18 protein-coding genes, 1 tRNA gene and 1 pseudogene are annotated in these 20,886 nt (G+C 58.2%); 4 read left to right on the top strand and 16 right to left on the bottom strand.

The features are described 5' to 3' along the window. Positions 1-302: 302 nt before the first annotated feature. On the bottom strand, positions 303-2,072 hold the full coding sequence (locus J1G37_RS12190; RefSeq protein ID WP_207041956.1) for an AAA family ATPase: 1,770 nt from the start codon (positions 2,070-2,072) through the stop codon (positions 303-305). A 493-nt stretch (positions 2,073-2,565) separates the two neighbouring features. Between J1G37_RS12190 and J1G37_RS12185 the strand changes: the two genes are divergently transcribed. Beyond that, the gene (locus J1G37_RS12185; RefSeq protein WP_207041955.1) at positions 2,566-2,808 is read left to right on the top strand and encodes a hypothetical protein; all 243 of its coding nucleotides are present in this window, start codon (positions 2,566-2,568) and stop codon (positions 2,806-2,808) included. 495 nt (positions 2,809-3,303) lie between these two features. On the opposite strand, the pseudogene J1G37_RS12180 reads toward J1G37_RS12185, so the two are convergent. From J1G37_RS12180 to J1G37_RS12155, 6 genes and pseudogenes are all read right to left on the bottom strand, one after another. Beyond that, positions 3,304-4,590, bottom strand: a pseudogene (locus tag J1G37_RS12180) (integrase arm-type DNA-binding domain-containing protein); the annotation flags it as partial. A 227-nt stretch (positions 4,591-4,817) separates the two neighbouring features. After that, a tRNA-Gly gene (locus J1G37_RS12175) sits at positions 4,818-4,893 on the bottom strand. A gap of 60 nt (positions 4,894-4,953) precedes the next feature. After that, positions 4,954-5,514, bottom strand: coding sequence for a CDP-diacylglycerol--glycerol-3-phosphate 3-phosphatidyltransferase (gene pgsA / locus J1G37_RS12170; RefSeq protein ID WP_003232771.1), 561 nt, complete (start codon positions 5,512-5,514; stop codon positions 4,954-4,956). A 32-nt stretch (positions 5,515-5,546) separates the two neighbouring features. Continuing rightward, complete coding sequence (uvrC, locus tag J1G37_RS12165) at positions 5,547-7,370, bottom strand: excinuclease ABC subunit UvrC (RefSeq protein WP_026136870.1); 1,824 nt, start codon at positions 7,368-7,370, stop codon at positions 5,547-5,549. Position 7,371: 1 nt separating this feature from the next. After that, the gene (gene uvrY / locus J1G37_RS12160; protein WP_026136871.1) at positions 7,372-8,013 is read right to left on the bottom strand and encodes a UvrY/SirA/GacA family response regulator transcription factor; all 642 of its coding nucleotides are present in this window, start codon (positions 8,011-8,013) and stop codon (positions 7,372-7,374) included. Between the two features lie 152 nt (positions 8,014-8,165). Continuing rightward, positions 8,166-8,531, bottom strand: a complete 366-nt coding sequence (locus J1G37_RS12155) for a helix-turn-helix transcriptional regulator (RefSeq protein ID WP_207041953.1) — start codon at positions 8,529-8,531, stop codon at positions 8,166-8,168. Positions 8,532-8,613: 82 nt separating this feature from the next. On the opposite strand from J1G37_RS12155, the gene J1G37_RS12150 reads away from it, so the two are divergent. After that, positions 8,614-8,853: a DNA-binding protein gene (locus tag J1G37_RS12150; protein ID WP_207041951.1), complete on the top strand. Its 240-nt coding sequence runs from the start codon at positions 8,614-8,616 to the stop codon at positions 8,851-8,853. A gap of 34 nt (positions 8,854-8,887) precedes the next feature. Here J1G37_RS12150 and J1G37_RS12145 read toward each other — a convergent pair whose 3' ends face one another. After that, positions 8,888-9,319 (bottom strand): GNAT family N-acetyltransferase, encoded by a 432-nt coding sequence (locus tag J1G37_RS12145; protein ID WP_207041949.1) that lies wholly within the window; start codon positions 9,317-9,319, stop codon positions 8,888-8,890. Next, a complete protein-coding gene (locus J1G37_RS12140) occupies positions 9,319-10,068 on the bottom strand; it encodes a carbon-nitrogen hydrolase family protein (protein ID WP_207041947.1) in 750 nt (249 codons plus the stop codon). Before J1G37_RS12140 ends, J1G37_RS12145 begins: the two co-directional genes overlap by 1 nt. Positions 10,069-10,678: 610 nt before the next feature. Here J1G37_RS12140 and J1G37_RS12135 point away from each other — a divergent pair. Further along, positions 10,679-11,746, top strand: coding sequence for a 3-deoxy-7-phosphoheptulonate synthase (locus J1G37_RS12135; protein ID WP_207041946.1), 1,068 nt, complete (start codon positions 10,679-10,681; stop codon positions 11,744-11,746). Between the two features lie 167 nt (positions 11,747-11,913). Beyond that, positions 11,914-12,732: a 2,5-didehydrogluconate reductase DkgB gene (dkgB, locus tag J1G37_RS12130; RefSeq protein WP_207041944.1), complete on the top strand. Its 819-nt coding sequence runs from the start codon at positions 11,914-11,916 to the stop codon at positions 12,730-12,732. On the opposite strand, the gene J1G37_RS12125 is transcribed toward dkgB, so the two are convergent. The 7 genes from J1G37_RS12125 to J1G37_RS12095 form a co-directional block, all read right to left on the bottom strand. Beyond that, positions 12,729-13,151 (bottom strand): chemotaxis protein CheY, encoded by a 423-nt coding sequence (locus tag J1G37_RS12125; protein WP_207041943.1) that lies wholly within the window; start codon positions 13,149-13,151, stop codon positions 12,729-12,731. The genes dkgB and J1G37_RS12125 overlap by 4 nt on opposite strands. A gap of 124 nt (positions 13,152-13,275) precedes the next feature. Then, a complete protein-coding gene (locus J1G37_RS12120) occupies positions 13,276-16,893 on the bottom strand; it encodes a transporter substrate-binding domain-containing protein (RefSeq protein ID WP_207041942.1) in 3,618 nt (1,205 codons plus the stop codon). A gap of 1 nt (position 16,894) precedes the next feature. Beyond that, positions 16,895-17,521 carry a response regulator transcription factor gene (locus J1G37_RS12115; protein WP_207041941.1) on the bottom strand — a complete coding sequence of 209 codons (627 nt, stop codon included), beginning with the start codon at positions 17,519-17,521 and terminating at the stop codon, positions 16,895-16,897. A 296-nt stretch (positions 17,522-17,817) separates the two neighbouring features. Next, a complete protein-coding gene (locus J1G37_RS12110) occupies positions 17,818-18,534 on the bottom strand; it encodes an MgtC/SapB family protein (protein ID WP_207041940.1) in 717 nt (238 codons plus the stop codon). Between the two features lie 415 nt (positions 18,535-18,949). Next, entirely contained in the window at positions 18,950-19,540 is a 591-nt protein-coding gene (locus tag J1G37_RS12105; protein ID WP_207041939.1) for a GNAT family N-acetyltransferase, read from the bottom strand. 12 nt (positions 19,541-19,552) lie between these two features. Further along, positions 19,553-19,897 carry an FKBP-type peptidyl-prolyl cis-trans isomerase gene (locus J1G37_RS12100; protein WP_207041938.1) on the bottom strand — a complete coding sequence of 115 codons (345 nt, stop codon included), beginning with the start codon at positions 19,895-19,897 and terminating at the stop codon, positions 19,553-19,555. A 96-nt stretch (positions 19,898-19,993) separates the two neighbouring features. Beyond that, complete coding sequence (locus J1G37_RS12095; RefSeq protein ID WP_207041937.1) at positions 19,994-20,722, bottom strand: hypothetical protein; 729 nt, start codon at positions 20,720-20,722, stop codon at positions 19,994-19,996. Positions 20,723-20,886: the final 164 nt, after the last annotated feature.

Below are 20,886 nucleotides of genomic sequence, written 5' to 3'. Positions count from 1 at the left end.
CTGAACCCCATATCGGGTCTTAGTTATCAGCGATCATCATCGCACTTAAATTCGGACGTCGTGTTTCCGCCCCCTTAACTGTTATCTTCTGACTTCCACCTTATAAAACAAATTCTCAACCGTCAGCCGTCGTCGACCTAGGACTCAACCTCATCGCTCCCGTGCTAAGCTTTTCAAGCCTTCAACCCGAACTGCCAGGGACTTCCATCCCTAGGTATCTCGGGAGTAATGATGTGGTAGTAAGTGCCTAGGTCAAGCTGAAGTAATGCTTCCAACTGGAAGCATTACGATGAGGTGGGCTGTTAGATCGCTCGCATCCAATCTAGGGTACGTCGAAAAACGGGATACTCTTGATCAATAATCTCCGGCTCCCAGCTCCGGATATTGTCTTCCTGAGCGATGATGGCTGCCTCTCCCTTCTCCTCAATATTCAATGCATCCTCAATGCAGCCCATTGGCCAGACCCAGGTTGCATAGCCCTTCATTGCCTCGTGGGCAGCATTCGCAAGAACTTTGCCGTCAGCATTTTTCGCAAAGGCGGCCCAGCAGTCAGCTGCTGACCCGCTTCTGGAGTTCTGAGGCATGCCGTTACCACCGATCTGAAAGCCTTCGGTTTGGCCGACCACTTGAAGCACAGATCTGACCTTATCCATCTCCTCGCATTCCTTCAGTAGCCAAGGCCCCCTGGCATGAGTGAATGCAAAATCTAAGTCAGCGATCACACCGCATTTGATCCCCATCGCTGTCAGGACAGAAAAACCCTTGGGTATAGAAGTACAGCTACCGAGTGCAACAAAGCAGATCCGCTCGAGCTCAGGCCTGACTCCATACAGCTTCTCGTAGATGAGTGGTAGCAGCCTCTGATCGGTTTTGCCTTCGCAGAGAATTACCTTTTCCGCGAAATAGATCTCCGCAATGTTTCCGAGCTCAAAAAGAGTTCGTGATTGGGCTTGTGCCTCAGCCATAGCGTGCGCGACCGCCGCCCCCATCGGAATACGAACCTCGGAGCCATTCTCCCGTGATCTGCGCACTATCACCGTTTCAGGAGCGTTATCCCTGCTCACCATCAATGGCGAGTGGGTGGTGAACACGACCTGGTAACCAGATTTTGAAAGCACATGGAGCGCTTCCCTTAGGCCTCGGACACCTTGTGGGTGAAGAAAAATTTCCGGCTCGTCAATCAGTAGTAGACGACGGGCAAGATCTTGATCGCGGGATTTCCGGATGTCGGCCAAAAGCCGGATTAAAGCCATTTGTATCGCACGCTGCGCACCACTGCCTAAGGTGTCGAATCGCCTGGTTTGACCGGATATCTCATCGGTCACGTTCAAATCACCGCTCTTGAAGAACTCCTTCACGTCGATTGATGGTACGTCTAGGTTCAGAAGTAACCCTGGGAAAAAGCTTGATAAGGCATTGTTGGCACTGGTGTCGAACTGAGCCAGTAACGGGGATCGGTTTTCACCGTCAGATCCCAGGATATTCCTGACTGCTGTGAGCGCATCCTGAACCTCTTGGTGAGCCGTCAGAATAGGTGCCATGATTTCATCCAGCAGCCCTCGGATTGTGCTGCCAGCTTTGCCTTTACCCAAGTCTTCCTGAACGTCGTCCATAGCACGGATATGCAACGCTTCAGGCAACAATGCTGAAATGGCTTGAGGAAGACCTGTCGGATAGGAGCGCCAGGAGGTGGGGAGACCATGCTCATCCACATCGGCGTTTTCCCAGACTTCCGTGGTCGGCTTGGTGGAGCCTGACGCAGAGATCCTGATCCAAAGGTCACCGTTGATGCAGTAGGGAGTAATCGCCGCTCGATGCTTGGCTTCAGGAATTTGCGCAATCAGCTCCTCTGTGATCCCCGATACGCAGGCGCTGATAATGATTGGCTCGTTGGGTTCATTAGCGTCTGTCTTCGCAAATGCTTTTGGTGCTAGCACCAACCTGATCGCATCTAGGATGGTGGATTTCCCCGCGTTATTTTGACCAACCAGCGGGGTGAAATCACCTAGAGGTAAAAACACTTGCTTGCACGAGCGGAAGTTTCTGATGTGTATCTTGCTCAAAGAGTGCATCGCGGGGATTCCATTTCTACGGTGGGCATAGCGCCTCAGCGTAGCCGGAAAGTGGCGATGCGCCACTTCCCTGCGCAAGCATCATGTTTCGCAGGCATTGGGCGAAATGAGCGCCCAACTTCATTAAAGCCGAACGCCCCAATCGTCAACCCGCAGCGATAGCCAGAAACGAGCTTTTCAGAGAAGACCAGTTGGTGATAACCAGCGAGATTAGAGTCGAAATCACTATGTTGAGAATGGCCCATCTCACTGTCGCTTTGTGACAAGGAACGACAAACCTATGTCTATGGCGAAACCGTTGCCCAAGATCTGACCCTTCAACAACTGCTGCCTGAACGCCGGAGTATGGGCCAGTTCCCCGGATTCAAACGCGTCAACCTCTCCAAAGCCGAGTTGGACTTGATCGTGCTGCATAACCTGGAGTCCTGGCGCACGGCGTTGTCAGCCGTAAAGGCGTCTACCTCATCACCGATACCCAGACCGGCAGCTTTACGTGGGCAAGGCGGATGGTGAATACGGCATTTGGGGGCGATGGTGCAGTTATGCCGCGAACGGTCACGGCCATAACAAAGCACTGGTTCAGGAGTTGGGCGTTGCCGTGGAGCGTCAGCAGGATTTTCTGTTTACCCTGCTGGAGATCGCCGACCGTCATTCCATACCGCAAGAGATTGATGCACGTGAAAGCCACTGGAAGATCATGCTGATGACGCGAACATTGGGCTACAACCTCAACTGAGCGCAGGTCACTGCTTGGCGGTGCGCCACCGTCTCAGAAGTCAGGACGCCAAAAGGTGCCGCACGGCAGACGAGCCAGGCGCCCCTAGGCCGCTCATTGCAGGCATTCCAGCATCAACACCCGCGAGGCGCATGCAACATGGCGATGCTCCTTCAGCAACCCATCCTACCCCCGTTGGCCAAACACATTCCAATTAATGCCAACACATCAGTAGGTAGCCCCGCAAACTGCGGGCAAAATCTCGCAGAGCCTTTGGCTCTTGGGATTTGTATATTTGTTAGCCGGGAAATCGGACCGCCATGATACGGTCTCCGAAACAGCGGTTTTATCATCGCGTTGTGCCCCCCCACCCAAATGAGATCTCCCATTACTGTTTAGATGCCCTGGTCAAACCAACTCAGCACTCAACTCCTGCCGACACACTTACATTCATCCGTACTAACCGGCGCGCACAGACCATGCCGCAGTACCATTCAGCTCCACCCCCTCCCCTAACGCAGGCACCCCCTCCAAACGAATCATCAACCGCGTACAAGCCGCCTCCAGATTACCTCGCTCCAGCAAATCCAACCGATTAGCCCAATCCTGCATCATATGCCGCCGCAACTCGACATACTCAGCATGGTTATAAGTAGCACTGGTTTTATCCGGATCCGCATGCGACAGCTGCGCATCAATCCAAGGCTTGAGATAACCAATCTCATGCAACGCCGTCGACAGCGTCGCCCGGATACCATGCCCCGTCAGCCGGTCGGCATATCCCAGCCGATGTAGCGCGAGATTGAGTGTATTTTCGCTGATCCGCAGGCGCAGGTTATTACGACCAGCCAGCAAGTATTTCTGTGCCGGCCGAACCCGCTTCAACAGTTGCTGCACTATCTCAATTGCCTGGGTCGAGAGCGGTACGATGTAGGGTGGAATATCCTGAGCACGCTTATTTTTCTTGCGCATTTTCAATTGCAACTGCTTCACCACCTCGGACGGAATGGTCCACAAGCCTCGCGTGAGATCAAACTGGCTGGGTGTCGCCCAGCGCAGCTCTCCCGTGCGCACGCCGGTCAACAGCAGCAGGCGTATCCCCAACCGGGTTTGCATACCGCCGTAGCCATTCAGGGTACTTAACAACGCGGGGATTTCGGGCATGCGCAGGAAGGGTTGATGGTTCACCGGCGGCTTGGGCAGTGCGACAACATCCAGATCCGTGGCCGGGTTTTGGTTTAGGCCTGGAAGCTTGACCATGGCGAAACGAAACAACTGGTTCAACCAGGTTCGACATTTTTCGGCAGTGGTGGGCGCACCGCGCTGCTCGATATTCGACAGCACCCTCAGCAAGTCAGGGCGTTGAATTTCGCCGATTGAGCACAGCCCCAGAATGGGCATTACGTCCTTGTCAAAGATGCGGCGAATTTGCGAGAGGGTGCTTTGACGACCTTCCTTGAGGGGAAGCGCACGATGCGCCAGCCACTGATCGTAAGTGCTTTTGAAGGTGTTTTCTTCGGCAAGTCGGTCAGCTTCGCGCTTTTGCCGACGCTGCGTCAAAGGATTGATCCCTTGAGCGAGTAACTTGCGCGCCTCATCCCGCAAAGCACGCGCCTCACGCAAGGTAATTTCGGGATAGGTACCGAGAGACATGCGTTTTTGCTTGCCGTGCCAGGTAAAGCGAAAGTGCCACGAACGCCCACCCGAAGACCCAACCGCCAAAGAGAGGCCGTCGATATCGCCGAGTGTGTAGTCTGTGCCTGTAGGCTTTGCGTGCCGAATAGCCGCGTCTGAAAGAGCCATTTTCTAGCCTCCTGAGGGTTGAATTCAGGGCTAGATGTTCAGCAAATGATTCGCCGGGCTCCGCTGACAATCCGATGTCGAAACCCGCCCATTAGATGGACTGGATTCTGGACTGAATTAGTCCAGAATCGGGTGGATTTCGATGAAAGTCGAAATAACGAAAAAAGACGCCGAAGCGTCTATTTCGCTGATCTCCAGAATCCAGCGGATGCCTGTAGACCTATGTTTGGAGCGGGAAACGAGACTCGAACTCGCGACCCCGACCTTGGCAAGGTCGTGCTCTACCAACTGAGCTATTCCCGCTTGGTGATGCGCATTCTATACAAATCTCGTAACCGGTCAACCCTTTGATTCAAAAAAGTTTTATTTCTTTTCAACGGTGGTGCGCAGATGAGGCCAGGCGGCACGCAGGTACTGGAGCATGGACCACAGCGTCAGGCCCGCCGCGATCAGCAGCAAGGCGTAGCCAGTCAGGACCCAGAACGAGAAGTCCGATGGGTTGGCCAGCAGGATCACCAGGGCGAGCATCTGCGCAGCGGTTTTCCACTTGCCCATGTTGGACACGGCGACGTGGGCGCGGGCGCCGATTTCGGCCATCCATTCGCGCAGGGCCGAGACGACGATCTCGCGACCGATGATCACGGCGGCCGGCAGGGTCAGCCATAGGTTGCCGTGTTCCTGCACCAGCAGGACCAGGGCCACGGCCACCATGAGTTTGTCGGCCACGGGGTCGAGGAACGCGCCAAAGGGCGTGCTCTGTTCCAGGCGGCGGGCCAGGTAGCCGTCGAGCCAGTCGGTGGCGGCCGCAAAGGCGAATACCGAACTGGACGCGGCATAGCTCCATTCGTACGGCAAATAGAACAACAGAATGAAAATCGGAATAAGCAGGACGCGTAGAACGGTGATCAGATTAGGGATATTCATCGGCACAACTGGCTACGAGGTGGAAAGGCATTCTATTCGCTGTGCAGGTTTGCATAAATCAGCTCAGCGAGCTTTTTACTGATACCGGGTGCTTTGGCTATTTCGTCAATGCTGGCACGGGAGAGCTCTTGCAAGCCACCAAAATGTTTTAGCAAGTCGCGACGTCGCGTCGGGCCAACCCCCGCCACCCCTTCCAGGGTTGAGGTTCGCCGGGTTTTGCCGCGACGGGCGCGGTGGCCGGTAATTGCAAAACGGTGGGCTTCGTCGCGGATCTGCTGGATCAGGTGCAGTGCGGGTGAGTCGCCCTTCAAAGTGAACTCATGGGCGGCATCATTCAAGTACAACGTCTCGAAGCCGGCCTTGCGCGTGGCGCCCTTGGCGACGCCGAGGAGGATGAGGTCGGGCACCGCCAGCTCGTTGAGCACGTCACGGGCCATGGACAGCTGGCCCTTGCCGCCGTCCACCAGCAGGATATCCGGCAACTTGCCCTCGCCGTCCTTCAACTTGCTGAAACGCCGTGTCAGGGCCTGGTGCATGGCGGCGTAGTCATCGCCGGCAGTGACGCCTTCGATGTTGTAGCGCCGGTAGTCGGACTTGATCGGCCCTTCCGGCCCGAACACCACGCAGGAAGCCACGGTGGCCTCGCCGCTGGAGTGGCTGATGTCGTAGCACTCCAGGCGCTGTGGTGGCTCGTCCAGGTTGAGGACTTCGGCCAGGGCGTCGAACCGTGCGGCGACATGCTGTCGATTGGCCAGGCGTGCACTCAGGGCTTGCTCGGCGTTGGTCACCGCCAATGTTTGCCAGCGGGCACGGGTGCCGCGGACGCGGTGGCTGATGTCCAGCTCGCGGCCGCGCAGTTCGTGAATCGCCGCGATGAGCGTGGGGAAGTCTTCGTGCACCACGTTGACGATCAGCTCGGATGGCAAGTCGCGCTCAGGGCTGCTGACGTAGTATTGGCCAAGGAACGCAGCCATGACTTCGGCCACGTCCTCATCGATACCGGTCTGCGGGAAGAAGTTCTTGCTGCCCAGCACCCGACCGCCACGCACGCTGATCAGGTGCACACAGGCACCGCCCGGGTTGACGAAGGCGGCGATCACATCCACGTCGCCGGTGCCACCTTCCATGCTCTGCTGGTCCTGCACGCGGCGCAGCAGGGAGATCTGGTCGCGCAGTTCGGCGGCGCGCTCGAAATCCAGGGTGCTGGCAGCCTGCTCCATGGCGGCGGAGAGTTCATCGGTGAGCGCATTGCTGCGTCCTTCGAGGAACATCACCGAATGGCGCACATCTTCGGCGTACTCGGCGGGTTCAACCAGGCCAACGCACGGCGCCTTGCAGCGCTTGATCTGGTATTGCAGGCACGGCCGGGTGCGGTTCTTGTAGAAGCTGTCTTCGCACTGGCGCACAAAAAAAGTCTTTTGCAGCAGGCTCAAGCTTTCACGGATCGCGCCAGCACTGGGATAAGGGCCGAAGTACTTGCCCTTCTGCTTCTTCGCCCCACGGTGAATGCTCAGGCGTGGGAAGTTGCCGTCGGATAAAAACACGTAGGGGTAGGATTTATCGTCGCGCAGCAGGATGTTGTAGGGGGGCCGCCATTCCTTGATCAGCGTCTGCTCAAGCAACAGCGCTTCGGTCTCGTTGGCGGTGATGGTGGTTTCGACCTGGGCGATACGTGCGACCAATGCCGCCGTCTTGGGCGCCAGGCCGCTCTTGCGAAAATAGCTCGCCAGGCGGTTCTTCAGGTTCTTGGCTTTACCGACGTAAAGCAGGCGTGCCTCGCTGTCGAACATGCGGTACACGCCAGGGCGGCCACTGCAGGTTGAGAGAAAGGCACTCGGATCAAACGGCGTGGTCATGTCAGGCGCTGGCGTCCACCATGCCGTGGCGTACCGCGAGCAGGGTCAGTTCAACATCACTGCTGATGGTGAGTTTCTCGAAGATGCGATAGCGGTAGGTGTTGACGGTCTTGGGCGACAGGCACAGCTTGTCCGAGATCGTCTGCACCTTCTGGCAGCCGACAATCATCAAGGCAATCTGGATTTCCCGCTCCGACAGCGCGTCAAAGGGTGAATCACTGACGGGCTGGAAGGATTTTATCGCCAACTGCTGGGCAATCTGCGGGCTGATGTAGCGCTGGCCGGCAAATACCAGGCGGATGGCTTGGACCATCTCGGCCAGGCCTGCGCCCTTGGTCAGGTAACCCGCCGCCCCGGCCTGTAGCAGGCGTGTCGGGAACGGGTCTTCCTCGCACACTGTCACCACCACGACCTTGATGTCCGGGTGGCTGCGCAACAACTTGGTCGTTGCACCAAGACCGCCGATCCCCGGCATCTTGACGTCCATCAACACCACATCGGGTTTCAACTCCCGCGCCTTGATCAGGGACTCTTCCCCGGACTCAGCCTGGCCGACTACTTGCAGGCCATCGATGTCAGCCAGCATTCGTGTAATGCCTGTACGAACGAGATCATGGTCATCGACTACTAGCACCCTAATCAAGCAGACACCTCGCGATATGGTCTTATAGGTTGCTGAACACCTTAGCAAAAAACCAAGGCGTAGACCTAGCTGCAAGCGTCATATATATAGAGCTTGAATACGCCGCGCCCGCCCGCCTGGCGGCGGGCGCCCTGGTTAGCCCGGCAAAAACTTCAGGAATCCGCGGGCTGCGGCTTGGCTTTGCCATTCAACGAAACGGAGTGTTCGGCCAGGGTGGATGTCAGGCGACGGATCGCATCCTGGTCTTCCTTGAACATTGCGCGATAATCGCCCAATACCTTTTCTTCAACTTGGCTCAAATTTTCCAACTGAATCGGCGTGGCATTCCCAGTCAACACGAACAGGATATCCACTCCTCTTTCGGCGACACGAGACAAGTAGTCCGCTTTAGGCGCACGCCCTCCACTTTCATATTTACCTTGTGCGTTGGCTTCAACGCCTCCTATCTCACCAAAAACTTTCTGCGACAGGCCAAGTCGCTCTCTTTCTTGCCTCAAACGCGAACCGATTCCACTCATTTGGATGTATGATCCTATTTTGCACACCCCAAGAGGTGACACATTCATCTCTTTGTTAAACCAACTTGAACGGTTTTGAACTATGCCCGGAATCCGTACTGCCGCACAAGCCAAGGCCTGGCTGGAACATCAAGGAAAGTCAGTTCAAGCGTTCGCCCGTGAACATGGCGTTGATCCGGCAACCACCTATCAAGTGCTCGCTGGGCGCAAAAAGGGACGGCGTGGGGAAGCCCATAAGGTAGCGGTCCTTCTGGGCATGAAAGAGGGAGTTATCCTTTCTGAGGCTGATGGCCAAAACAACGATCAGGAAGTCGTCTCTTGAACCCAGTATGCGCTTATTAGAATTTGGCGCAGGTTTAGCTTGAGGGGCAAACGCGCTCCATACGCCAGAAGCAGTCTTCCTCACCAACGATGCTCAGTCCCATGCGCTGATAGAGCCGTCTCGCCGGATTGGTCTTGAAGACGGTCAAGCGCAACAACCCCTGATCGCAGGCCTTCAGCGCCATCTGTTCCAACACCCAACTGCCCGCACCTTGCTTGCGACAGCCTTCGAGCAGATGCAGTTCGCGGATGTACAACGCCCGACCATCACGGCTCAGGCTAATAAAACCCAGGACACTCTCGTCGCGACAAATCAGCCAGTTTTCCCGACCCGCCCAGGCGGTATCGAAACCGTCGTTGGACCACAACAGACCGTACTGCGTGTAGTAGCGGCCCATGGCCTCGTGGGTCAGCGTTCGCGCAAATGTCAGGTCGCGATCCGTCGCCGCGCGCAGGTAGAGCGCCATTAGAGCACCACCACTTGGCTGGCCCACCGCCCGCCTTCACGGCGGGCTATCACCAAGGCATCCCCCACACCCGGCGTGGCAGCCAATAAACTGCCATCAGTGGCCCAGATCGCGCTACGACCGGCACACACGTAGCCGCCGGACGGCCCCCCGTGATTGGCCATCAGCACCAACAGGCCGTGCTCGGCAGCGTAGCCTTGCAGCAACGTACTGTCTGTTGCGTAGCCGCCTTCGCTGATAAGGACACCAGCGGCGTACACACTGGCCCCCGCCTCAGCGGCAGCGCGTGGATGACTTGCCTGGGAAAAGTCTGCACACACGGCCAACGCAATTCGCTCGTCCCCCACCGCCAGCAAAGCACCACCCTGCCCCGGGACAAACACCGCGTCCTCGCCGGGGTGCAGGTGCTGCTTGGTGTATGTCGCCTGAGAGCCATCCGCCCCCAACACCAAAGCGCCGATCGATACGCCGGCTTCAGGGGCCAATCGGACTGGCATTCCGACCACAGCAATCAACCGCAACTCCCGCGCCATCTCACGCAATGGCGCCAGCAACGCGTCCTCTGGGGCGATCGCCAATGCGGCGGCCAAAGACGGTTCATACCCGGTCAATGACAACTCCGGAAACACCAACACCTGCACGCCCTGCTCCGCGGCCACACGCATAAACGCCAAGTGTCGCTGGATATTGGCCTGTACGTCGCCCGCAATGGAAATGGATTGAGCAGCAGCAAGGGTCAAGGTGGTCATGGTCGCGTCCAAGCAATCGATAGTGAAGTATTAACAGCATATCGCGGCCAATAGCGCCGAGTACCCCCACGCCATAGAAATTACCCATTGAATCCTCCTGCGTGCCTCTAGTAAGCTCCCCCCATCATTTGGAGAAACACCATGTTGCAACTCACCCACACTCCGGTTTGCCCTGCTACCAGCGCCCCGCGCTCGGTGTCGGCTTCCCGTGTGAGCGGTTCGAGCGCAGCTGTAAGCTTTTATTTTGGGTATTGGTTTAGCCACTGGCGCGCCTGATACCTGAAATCGGCGGCCACTACTCAAGGGGTCGCCTACCAGAGAAATCTAACCCCCGGTCGGCTCCCCGACCGGGGGTTTTGTTTTTTCAGGCTCTCAAAAAATTTCGTAAGAACACTCAAGGAATCACGACATGAACTACGCCACCTATTACCGCTACGACACTTGCACTGCATGGCGATTTAGCAAGCTCCGTTCGGGACAGCCTGCCGCCTCCGATCGGTCACCTATTGGTGGCAAGCCAACACACGTAGCCGATACGGCCAATTGTCGAACACCCCAGTAGGGCCAAGCGTGCGGGAATCACCCGCCGCTTGCCCAGGAAGCCTTGAATATGAACTCTGCCACCGCCGCTCTGCCTCTTTCTGCCCTGAACAGCGCCAATGAAGCCCTGTCCCAGCGCCTGCCCAGCTCCCATGAGCTCAAGCACCAACTGCCCCTCAGCCCGTTCCTCAACGAGCAGATCCACGCCCATCGCCAAGCCGTGCGCGCCATCCTCAATGGCGAAGATAAGCGTTTGCTGGTGATTGTCGGCCCGTGCTCGATCCACGACCCGGAATCGGCCATGGAATACGCACGCAACCTGAAGAAACTGGCCCTGGAAGTCAGTGACCAGATGCTGCTGGTGATCCGTGCCTACGTCGAAAAGCCACGCACCACCATCGGCTGGAAAGGCCTCGCCTACGATCCGCACCTGGACGGCAGCGATGACATGGCCGCCGGCCTCACCCTGTCCCGTCAATTGATGCGCGAAATGCTGCGCCTGGGCCTGCCGGTCGCCACCGAACTGCTGCAACCCATGGCCGCCGGCTACTTCGATGACCTGCTCAGTTGGGTCGCGATTGGCGCGCGCACCACCGAATCGCAGATCCACCGCGAGATGGCCAGCGGCCTGGGCATGCCCGTGGGCTTCAAGAACGGCACCGACGGCGGCGTCGCGATTGCGTGTGACGCGATGCGCTCAGCCTCCCACCCGCACCGCCACTTCGGCGTCGACAGCCAAGGCCATCCGGCGATCATCCAGACCCCGGGCAACCCCGACACCCACCTGGTATTGCGCGGCGGCCACCGTGGGCCGAACTACGATGTGCAAAGTGTCGCGCAGGTAAAACACGACCTGGCCAAATCCAAGGTGGCGGCGCGGATCATGGTCGATTGCAGCCATGCCAACAGTGGCAAAGACCCCTTGCGTCAGCCGGCGGTGTTCAACGAGGTGCTGGAGCAGCGCCTGCAAGGCGACACCTCGCTGATTGGCATGATGCTGGAAAGTCATTTGTTCGAAGGTTGCCAGCCGCTGGGCGCGTCGATGAAATACGGCGTATCGGTCACCGATGGTTGCCTGGGCTGGGACGCCACCGAGCAGCTGTTGCGCAGCGCGGCAGAGCGGTTGCGGGCAAAATGACGCGCTGAGTCCAACAGGTGGGAGCGGCGGTGCGACAAGCGCCCTCCCAAGGTCGGCTATAACGATTCGTGATCTGCGGTAAAGAGTCCTTTTCGGACTTGACGGTTTTTCCGAGGGAACGACAGGCGGATACTCAACGCCATTGTTCAGCCCTACTGGAGTTACTGATGTCTACCCCCACGCAAACCGTTCCGGCCTTCGGCCTCGGCACCTTCCGCTTGCAAGGTAAGGTGGTGATCGACTCCGTGAGCACTGGCCTGGAACTGGGCTACCGCGTCATCGACACCGCGCAGATCTACGAGAACGAAGCCGAGGTTGGCCAGGCGATCGCCGACAGCGGCATCCCGCGCGACGAGCTGTTCATCACCAGCAAGATCTGGATCGCCCATTTCGCCGAAGACCAGTTGATCCCCAGCCTGCGCGAAAGCCTGCGCAAATTGCAGACCGACTATCTCGACCTGACCTTGATCCACTGGCCATCACCAGAAGACCAAGTGCCCGTCGCCGAATTCATGGGCCAGTTGCTGGAAGCCAAGCGCCTTGGCCTGACACGCCAGATCGGTGTTTCCAACTTCACCAACGACCTGATGAAACAGGCGATTGCCGCCGTGGGCGCAGAACACATCGCCACCCACCAGATCGAACTGCACCCCTACCTGCAAAACCGCAAGGTCGTGGACTTCGCCAGCGCCCACGGCATCCACATCACCTCCTACATGACCCTGGCCTACGGCGAAGTGCTGAAAGATCCGCTGATCCAGCAGATCGCCGAACGCCACCAGGCCACTGCGGCACAAGTCACACTGGCCTGGGCGATGCAACTGGGCTACGCGGTGATCCCGTCGTCCACCCAGCGCGCCAACCTGGAAAGCAACCTCAAGGCGCTGCAGCTGACCTTGACCGCCGCAGACATGGCGCAGATTGCCAGCCTGGAGCGTGGCCATCGCCTGACCAGCCCCAAGGGCATCGCGCCCCAGTGGGACTAAACCCGGGCGACAGGCGTTCGGGACAGCTCCCGTAGCCAGGGCAATACCCGCAGGCCGCTGGTGGCCGCGGGCGGGTCGATGATGTCCATGAAGTGTTCGAGGTTGACGTTATCCGGCACGCCCGGCAGCCGTACCAGCACCGTCGACGTGACACCGGCGGGATTGCCCAGGTCCAGGTGGTCGTAGACCAGTGCATGGCGCACCTGGGGCGGTGGCCCGTTGACATGGGTCGCCAGCCCCGCATTGATGATCAGTACATCGAACGGCTCAACCGGGATGGCGGCAAGCGTCTGCACCTCGTCGAAGGTTTGCACGGGCACGATCCGGTGATACCCCAGTTGATTGAGCATTTTCTCGATGTACAGCCGCTGCAGATGCTGCTCATCGGCAATCAGGATGGTCAGTGCTTTGTTTGGCATGGCAAACCCCTGGGTAGGCAGTGCTCGACAGTGAGTGCAGGCCATTTTCCAGACGTAGGCCGTCGGCAAAATCAGGCATGTTCCCCCTTTGCGTAGGGGCTTTCCCAAACCAGCCGAACGGTGCTCAAGGTTGATTGCAATAAACGCTCAATGCCTGATGCAAATCACCGATGGCTGCACTGACATCCCCAGCGGCTGAACCCAGCGCCTCCCGGTCTTGTTTCTCACACACCGCCTCCAGCACTTCGCAACAGGTGATCACCCCGTGTGCCTTGACCATGCGTGCGCCCCCCTTGGCGCGGTGTGCAAGGTCGTGCAGCTTGGCAAAATCAAACGCTTGTTGCAGCGCCGGCAACAAGGCGAGGTCAACCTCCAGGCTTTCAATCAGCGGGATCAACAGCTCTTTGAGGGCGTCATGGTCATCCCCCGTCAATGCCGTCAGGGTACTCAGGTCAAACGTCGCCGCTGTATCCGCCGGGACAACGCTCAGGGCGCGAGAAGCGAGTACCGAGCGCAAGTCATCCAGGCCAGTGGGCTTGAACAGACACCCATCCATGCCCGCGAGCCGACAGCGCTCGGCCTCCTCCGGCTGGGCATTGGCGGTGAACCCGAGCAACAGGCATGGCACCAGACCGCGCTCCCGTTCCTGGGCGCGAATGTCGTGCGCCAACTGGTAACCGTTCTTCAGCGGCATGTTGCAATCGGTGATGACCACATCAAAGTGCCCTGCTTGCCAGAGTTGCACCCCTTGGACACCGTCGTCGGCGGTGGTGATGTGGTGTCCCAGAAAGCTCAGTTGCCGAGCCAGCAACAGTCGATTGGCACGATAATCGTCCACAACCAGGATGTTCAACGCCAGGGTCGGCGGCGCATCCTCTACCACCGTTGACGCCTGGGCCGGCAACTGCGCCGACAGCGCCAGCACCAGGCGCACATCGACTCGCGTGCCCTGCCCCATCACGCTGCTCAAGTGCAACTGACCACCAAACATCTCGCACAAACTGCGACTGATCACCAACCCCAGGCCAGACCCACTGCGTGCCGACTGCTCGGCATTGCTGCCCTGGATAAACGGGTTGAATAACCGCTGCTGATCTTCGGCACTGATACCGATACCGGTGTCTTGCACCCATAACCGCAGCGTCAACTGGCCCCCGGCCACCGTGCCCCGGGCACCGAGTTGCACCTGCCCGCTGGCCGTAAACTTGATGGCATTGCTCAACAGGTTCGACACCACTTGCTTGAAGCGCAGTGGATCGATCAGTACCGCGCGATCGATCACCGGATCAAACTCAAACTGCAGCGCCAGGCCCTTGGCCCGCGCCAGCCCTTCAAAGACTCGCACGACCGGGGCCAACAACGCCTCAAGGTTCGCCGGCTCCAGGGTCAAGGACAAATGGCCGGATTCGATGCGGGCAATATCAAGAATATCGCCAATCAGTTCCAACATGCTGCGCGAGGCCACTGACGCCACTTCCAGCGCGTCGCGGTCGGCCCGGCCCTGTTCGGCGTTTTTCAGGGCCAGCTCGATCATGCCGATCACTGCGTTCATCGGCGTACGGATCTCATGGCTCATCGTCGCCAGAAAGGTAGTCTTCGCACGGTTGGCGGCGTCGGCTTCGTCCTTGGCCTCCTGCAATTGCCCCAACAGGCGCTGACGCTCACTCACGTCGACCCAGCCAGCAATCATGCCCACCACACTGTCATTGCCATCACGGTACGGCAGCATCCACTGGTAGATGGTCAGCACTTCACTGTTGGGCAGCCTGAGTATGCGGTCATGAACCTGCGGCTCGCCCTGCGCCATCAACCGCATGTAATCGTCATGAAATGACTGCGCCTGAGGTGGGTTGCCGGTGTCGGTCTCCATCACGGTCTTGCCGATCACATCTTCCAGCTTGAAACCAAACACATCGAGGTAGGCGTTGTTGCAGGCCATCAACCGGCCCTGGCGGTCACGGACATAAATCGGGTGGGGCGTGCCGTCGATCAGCACACTCATAAAACGCATCTGGTCGCTCAATGCACGTTCGGCCTGGACCCGCGTGCGAATCAGGCGACGCAGGTAAATGGCCCAGCCCAGGGTCACCAGCAGCAATACCGCGGCCACGCCAAACCCTTGAACGATTGCATTGCGATGACGCAACCAGTAACTGTCTCCAATGATCACTTCGCCGCGCCAGTGGTTGGTCAGTTCGTCCATTTCTTCCGGGGTGATGCTCAACAGGGCCTTGTCGAGAATGGAATACAGCTCCAGCTGGCTGCGGTTGACGCCAAAGGTAATCCGCGCGGGCTCTGTGCCCACGGTGCTGGTAATTCGCAGTCGATCACGGTAATCACGCGCAACCATATAGCGTGCGCTGATCAACGACACAATGGTCGCATCAGCGCCGCCTTTGGCGACCAACTCCAGGGCCTGTTCGGGGTTCTCCACATTGACAAAGCCGATACCTGGATAGTCCCGGGCAATCTGCGCGGCGAGGCTGTTGCCGCCGATAAACGACACGCGCTTGCCAGACAAATCCTCAAGGGTGACCAAGTGTTCATCATCGGCGCGTACCACCAATACGTAGGGGTTGGACAGATAAGGCCGGGTAAAGCGCAGTTTCTCGGAGCGCTCGACGCTAGGGGTGATCACCGCCAGCATGTCCACTTGGCCCGCGCTGACCTGGTCAACTTGCCGCGGCAGCGAGCTGCCCTGCTCGACCTCAAACTTCAAGCCCGTGCGCAAGCTGATCCGCGACAACACCTCGGCGCTCAACCCTTCGAATTGGCCGCTCTCGCTGAAAAACGACAGCGGGACAAACTTGTCGAGCACCGCCACCTTCACCCGTGGATGTTTTTCCAGCCAACGTTGCTCACCTTCACTCAAGCGCAACCGATCCGTTTCCAGGAACCCACTGCCACCGGCACTCCAACGGCGCAGGATTTCCATATGTTGGCTGGCCGGGATCGCGCCCAGCGCGGCATTGATGATGGCCCGCAGACGCTCGTTGTCCTTGGTGAAAGCGAACCCGAACGGGTTGACCTCCAAGGCAGAAAAATCCGCCATGCGTACGTTATTGAGGTGATTCTTGTTGATCAGGTAGCGGGTGCTGATGGCATCCCCCAGGTAAACATCTGCCTGGCCGAATGCCACGGCGCCGATGGCTTGGTGGGTCGATCCATACAACAGCAATTGCGCCTGGGGGTAAAAGGCCTGCACAGCATCGGGTTGCATGTAGTGGTAGAGCATCGCCACGCGCTTTCCCGCCAGGTCGGCGGACAACGACTGGCTGTCACCGGCACGGGTCACCAGGACGGGTTGATCATTGGCGTAGGACCGCGACAGTACCAACTGTGAGTCGGCCGCCTCATAACCATTGGCCGACCCCAAGAAATCCAGCGCGCCCGATTTGAGCGCCTCGATCACCTCGTCACGGGTGTCGTAGCGCCGAACCTCAATCGTGACATGCAGCGCTTGCGCAATTAACGCCGCATAATCGGCGGAGATGCCTTCAAGTTCATTGTTGTCGTTGCTGAGGTCGAACGGCGCATAGTCAGGTGCCGACACCCCCATCACCAACGTGCGCCGCTCACGCAGCCAGCGCCAATCCGCCTCAGCAAGCTGTACATCAGGCTTTTCAAGGGTGGCATGGCCGAGCAGGCGCAGAGTGTGGGGTTCATCCAGGGCCATCGCCGCTGAGGGCAACAGCCCTATCAGCAGGATGGCCGTGAGTTTCACCAGCCGAGGGGTGTTCATTTCAGATCAGATGGTTGCGCTGGGCGAATTTGGACAAATGCACCACAGACGACATACGCAGCTTTTCCTTGAGGCGTGTCTTGTACGTACTGATCGTCTTGTGACTGAGCAACATGTCGTCGGCAATTTCCTTGTTGCCCAGGCCCAAGGCCAGCTTCTGCAACACCATCAACTCACGATCCGACAACGCCTCTACCAACTCACGCTCGGTCGTTTGCAAATCATCGCGCCGTACGGAGCTGGTTGGCAGGCTGGGAAAGCAGCTGTAGTTGGACATCACGGCCTTTATCGCCTTTTGCAGTTCGTCCAACTCACCGGTCTTGGACACAAACCCCATGGCGCCCGCACGCATGCAGCGAGTAGAAAAAAAAATGGCCAGGTAAGACGTAAGCACCAGGATCTTGCAGGGCAAGCCCAACGCCTTCATTCGATTGATCACCTCCAAGCCTCCAAGCTTGGGCATCGCCAGATCGAGGATAACCAAGTCAGGACGTTCCTCCCGTGCAATCTGCATGGCATCAGCGCCATTGCCTGCCTCAAAGATTTTATCGAAACTTTCCTGTTTCAAGAGATAGCGGACTGTGGCGCGGATAAACGGGTGATCATCCACAATTAAAGCTTTGCTCATAAAAACCACCTGAGAGGACGAAATAACCTGACACATGACACGGGACCCAGGCACCTGTGAGAAATGACAGTTCCGACGAGCGGCGCTGCACTCCATCAAGGCCCATGCCAGGCAGAGCCTGGTCCCTCCAATTCACAACACCACTGAGAACGCGAGGCCGTGCCATTGCTGGTGAGCAGTGGCAAGCGCGCAACCTTAACAACGGCGTGATGCCTGAACTGAAGGGATAGTCCTGATCACATGTAGGACTTTTCCTCACAAAAGCATAGCCAACGCTATGCCCGACAGCCGGCGTACTAGTCGGTGGTACTTGGGCTCCAGAACGCCTGTACGACCAGGGTCGAGGTGGAAATACGCGCCACCAGCGCGTCCAGTTCATCACCATCCACAGACGTCACCGCCAGGGTCGCCTCGATCTCCACCTCTTCACTGCCAAACGGGCGCACGTCAACGTCACTGGCGGGGTAGTTGCAGCGCGCAAGCTCCGCCTCCAACAAGGCCAGCACCGCCTTTTGCTGGGTACGCCGCGCGATGACATACAGAATGTTGGTCACCTCCGCCGACACCACATCCAGCGGCTGGCGGTTGATGTTATTGACGATCGGCCGCAGCAGCGTATTGGCCGCCAGCACAAACAAGGTGCCCAGCAACGCTTCGAGAATCAGGTCGGCCCCGGCACAGGCCCCCACCGCAGCCGACGCCCATAGCGTGGCGGCGGTGTTGAGGCCACGCACATTGCCTTCCTCGCGCATGATCACGCCGGCACCCAGGAAGCCGATGCCCGACACGACGTAGGCAACCACCCGCACCGCACCTTCCGCGCCGCCCAGGCGGTTGGCCATATCGACAAAAATCGCCGCGCCCACCGCCACCAGCACATTGGTCCGCAAGCCCGCCGTGCGCTGCCGGTACTGGCGTTCGAAACCGATCAGGCCACCGAGAATAAACGCGGCGGACAGGCTGACCAGGGTATCGACCAGGGAATTGAGGTTGATGTTGTTGATTGCTTGCATGAAAAAACTCCATGAATGCGCCGGCAAATGGGAAATGCCGCCGCACGGCTGTGCAGAAACGGGAGTTTCGGGCAGCAGGCCACATACCAGGGTTACCCAGGTGTGGGTCAGCGTCGATGAGAGGGATTCAGGCAGGCGCCAGGACTGGCTGCTGCCGGGATGCCGCTTCTCGCTTGCAGGGCGAGACAACGGCATCGCAAGAATGCGCGTTACCTTGCCAAGGCTGTGCCGGTTACCAGAACCGGCCGACGACTGTCGCTCGAACAAGTACCCACTGAGGGTCTCCGCTATTGATGAAAACGCGCGAAGCTTACGCCCCGACTGCGGGAGAGTAAACCGTAGGAAAGTGTCCGTATTGTGAACAGGAAATTTCTTCAGAATGGGTTCAGGAAACACTTCCTTGAACCCAGGCGGGTCAGGGGCGATCCCTCACCACCAGCGCCAGGTAATCCTCGACATGACCACCCACCAGCGGCTTGACCTGAATCGACACCCTGTTCACCTGCCGCCCCATCGTGATCCCCTCACGAGTACGCACTTGCACGTACCCAAGGCCGGGCCAGAAGCGTTCGGCCTTGGTATTGCCGATGACCACCGTCAACCGCAGCCATTGAGCCCCTTGCTCGGCAGCCCAGCATTCAAGATCCGCATGCAGCTGTTGAGCCAGCCCAGTGCCATGCAAACGCGCATCCACCAGCAGCAAGCCGATATGCCACACACCGACCGCCAACAAATCCGCCGCGATGTTCACCACGGTAACCAACCGGTCATCGCCATCGCGATAACCCAGCCAGTACATCCGAGTGCAACTCCACCCCGCCGGCAACGCACCCTGCAACTCTTCACGCGCTTCGGTCAGCGTGGCGGGCTCGCCATTGACCGCGATGAAATACGCTGGCGCCTGTTCAAAAAACCGTTGCAACTCGGCTTCATCGCGATCGTTCAACTCAACCACCCGAATACCGTCAGCGGTGCAAGCCGGCAACACCTGTCGATCAACGTCCATGTTCACCTCGCCTCACTCATCCCGCGTCAGTACTTCCAGCAATTCGATCTCAAAGCGCAGGTTGCTGCCGGGCTTGATATGCGCGCCCATCGAGCGCTCGCCATATGCCAGGTGCGCCGGCACGAACAGCCTGCGTATGCCGCCCACCTGCATGCCCATCAGGCCTTGATCCCAGCCCTTGATGACACGTCCGGTGCCGATCACACACTGGAAGGGTTTGCCGCGCTCCCAGGACGAGTCAAACACCGTGCCGTCTTCCAGCGTGCCCGTGTATTGGGTGGTGATCAGCGCGCCTTTGACCACGGTTTTACCATCGCCCAGGCGGATGTCGGTGATCTGGAGTTCATCGTTGCTCATGGAGGTCTCGTAGGATGCGTGAAGGGTGGGGTTTTCCCAGAATCGGGCGGGTTTGGCAACCCCAGGATTGCGTCACTGCGAGGCCTCAGCGCAGCATCAACGCACCCTCGCCGACGATTTTTTCGAAGCCGTTTCCAACGTATGCCTGATGTTGACGCGATCAAATCTGTCGTCATTCAAACCATCCATACCGAGAAACCCGACGCCAATATCCAGTTTTTTTAGAAGTTTTTCTCGACTCAGAATTTCCCCTGCAACATCCCTTGCCTCGGCAGAGAACGTTTTGCTGGTCTTCCTGAACCCCGCCGCTTCTCTCAATTCATTGAAGTTCACATACGCGTCGCCGCCGCCGTACTCATCAAAATACTTGTCAACTTGCGCGATCAACGCATGGTCACTTATCAAGCCAAACTCGCCCGCTTTAATGCAGAGATCGTCCCAACGGATAACCGGGCTGTTGTTCTCACCCCCGGTAAAAAACGCGTCGCCGTTGGCAAGCAGTTGTTCCGCCAGTTTTTCAATCTCTGGCGTCACTCGCCGGCCCGCAAAGTTGAATCCGTTTACGCGAGACTGCAGGTCAGCGAAGGTAATGGTGTCCGGGACACGACCATCGCGCAGTTCGTCGAAATTGAGGATGGCCTGACGGGCAAGTTCGACAATTTGGCGCTTGCGGTCTGTGCCTCCATCAACGGCACTCACCGTACCAGCCCTCAAAGCGCCCGCCGTCGGCGTGGCTGAGTGGTTTACAGGTTTCGAGTGCCCTGCGCTTTCGGGGGAGGAATACACCGGCAAGGGGACATGGGATTGTTGAATGACGTTCATCATGATTATTTAGCGCCTGTCGAATAAATATGCAGTTATCCGGCGTCGATCCAGGTCATCCACTTCTGAGTCAATAACCCTGATACCCGCAAGATCCTCCCACTAGTGGCCATGTGCAGAGGAGCAGTTCCCCGCGTTAAACATTCGCACAGCAATTACCTGCACTA

Origin of the sequence: Pseudomonas sp. Marseille-Q1929 (genome assembly GCF_017316265.1) — a bacterium.
In the GTDB taxonomy this organism is placed as follows: domain Bacteria; phylum Pseudomonadota; class Gammaproteobacteria; order Pseudomonadales; family Pseudomonadaceae; genus Aquipseudomonas.
The sequence above is the reverse complement of the archived record's forward strand: the minus strand, read 5'-3'. Positions and strand labels throughout refer to the sequence as shown.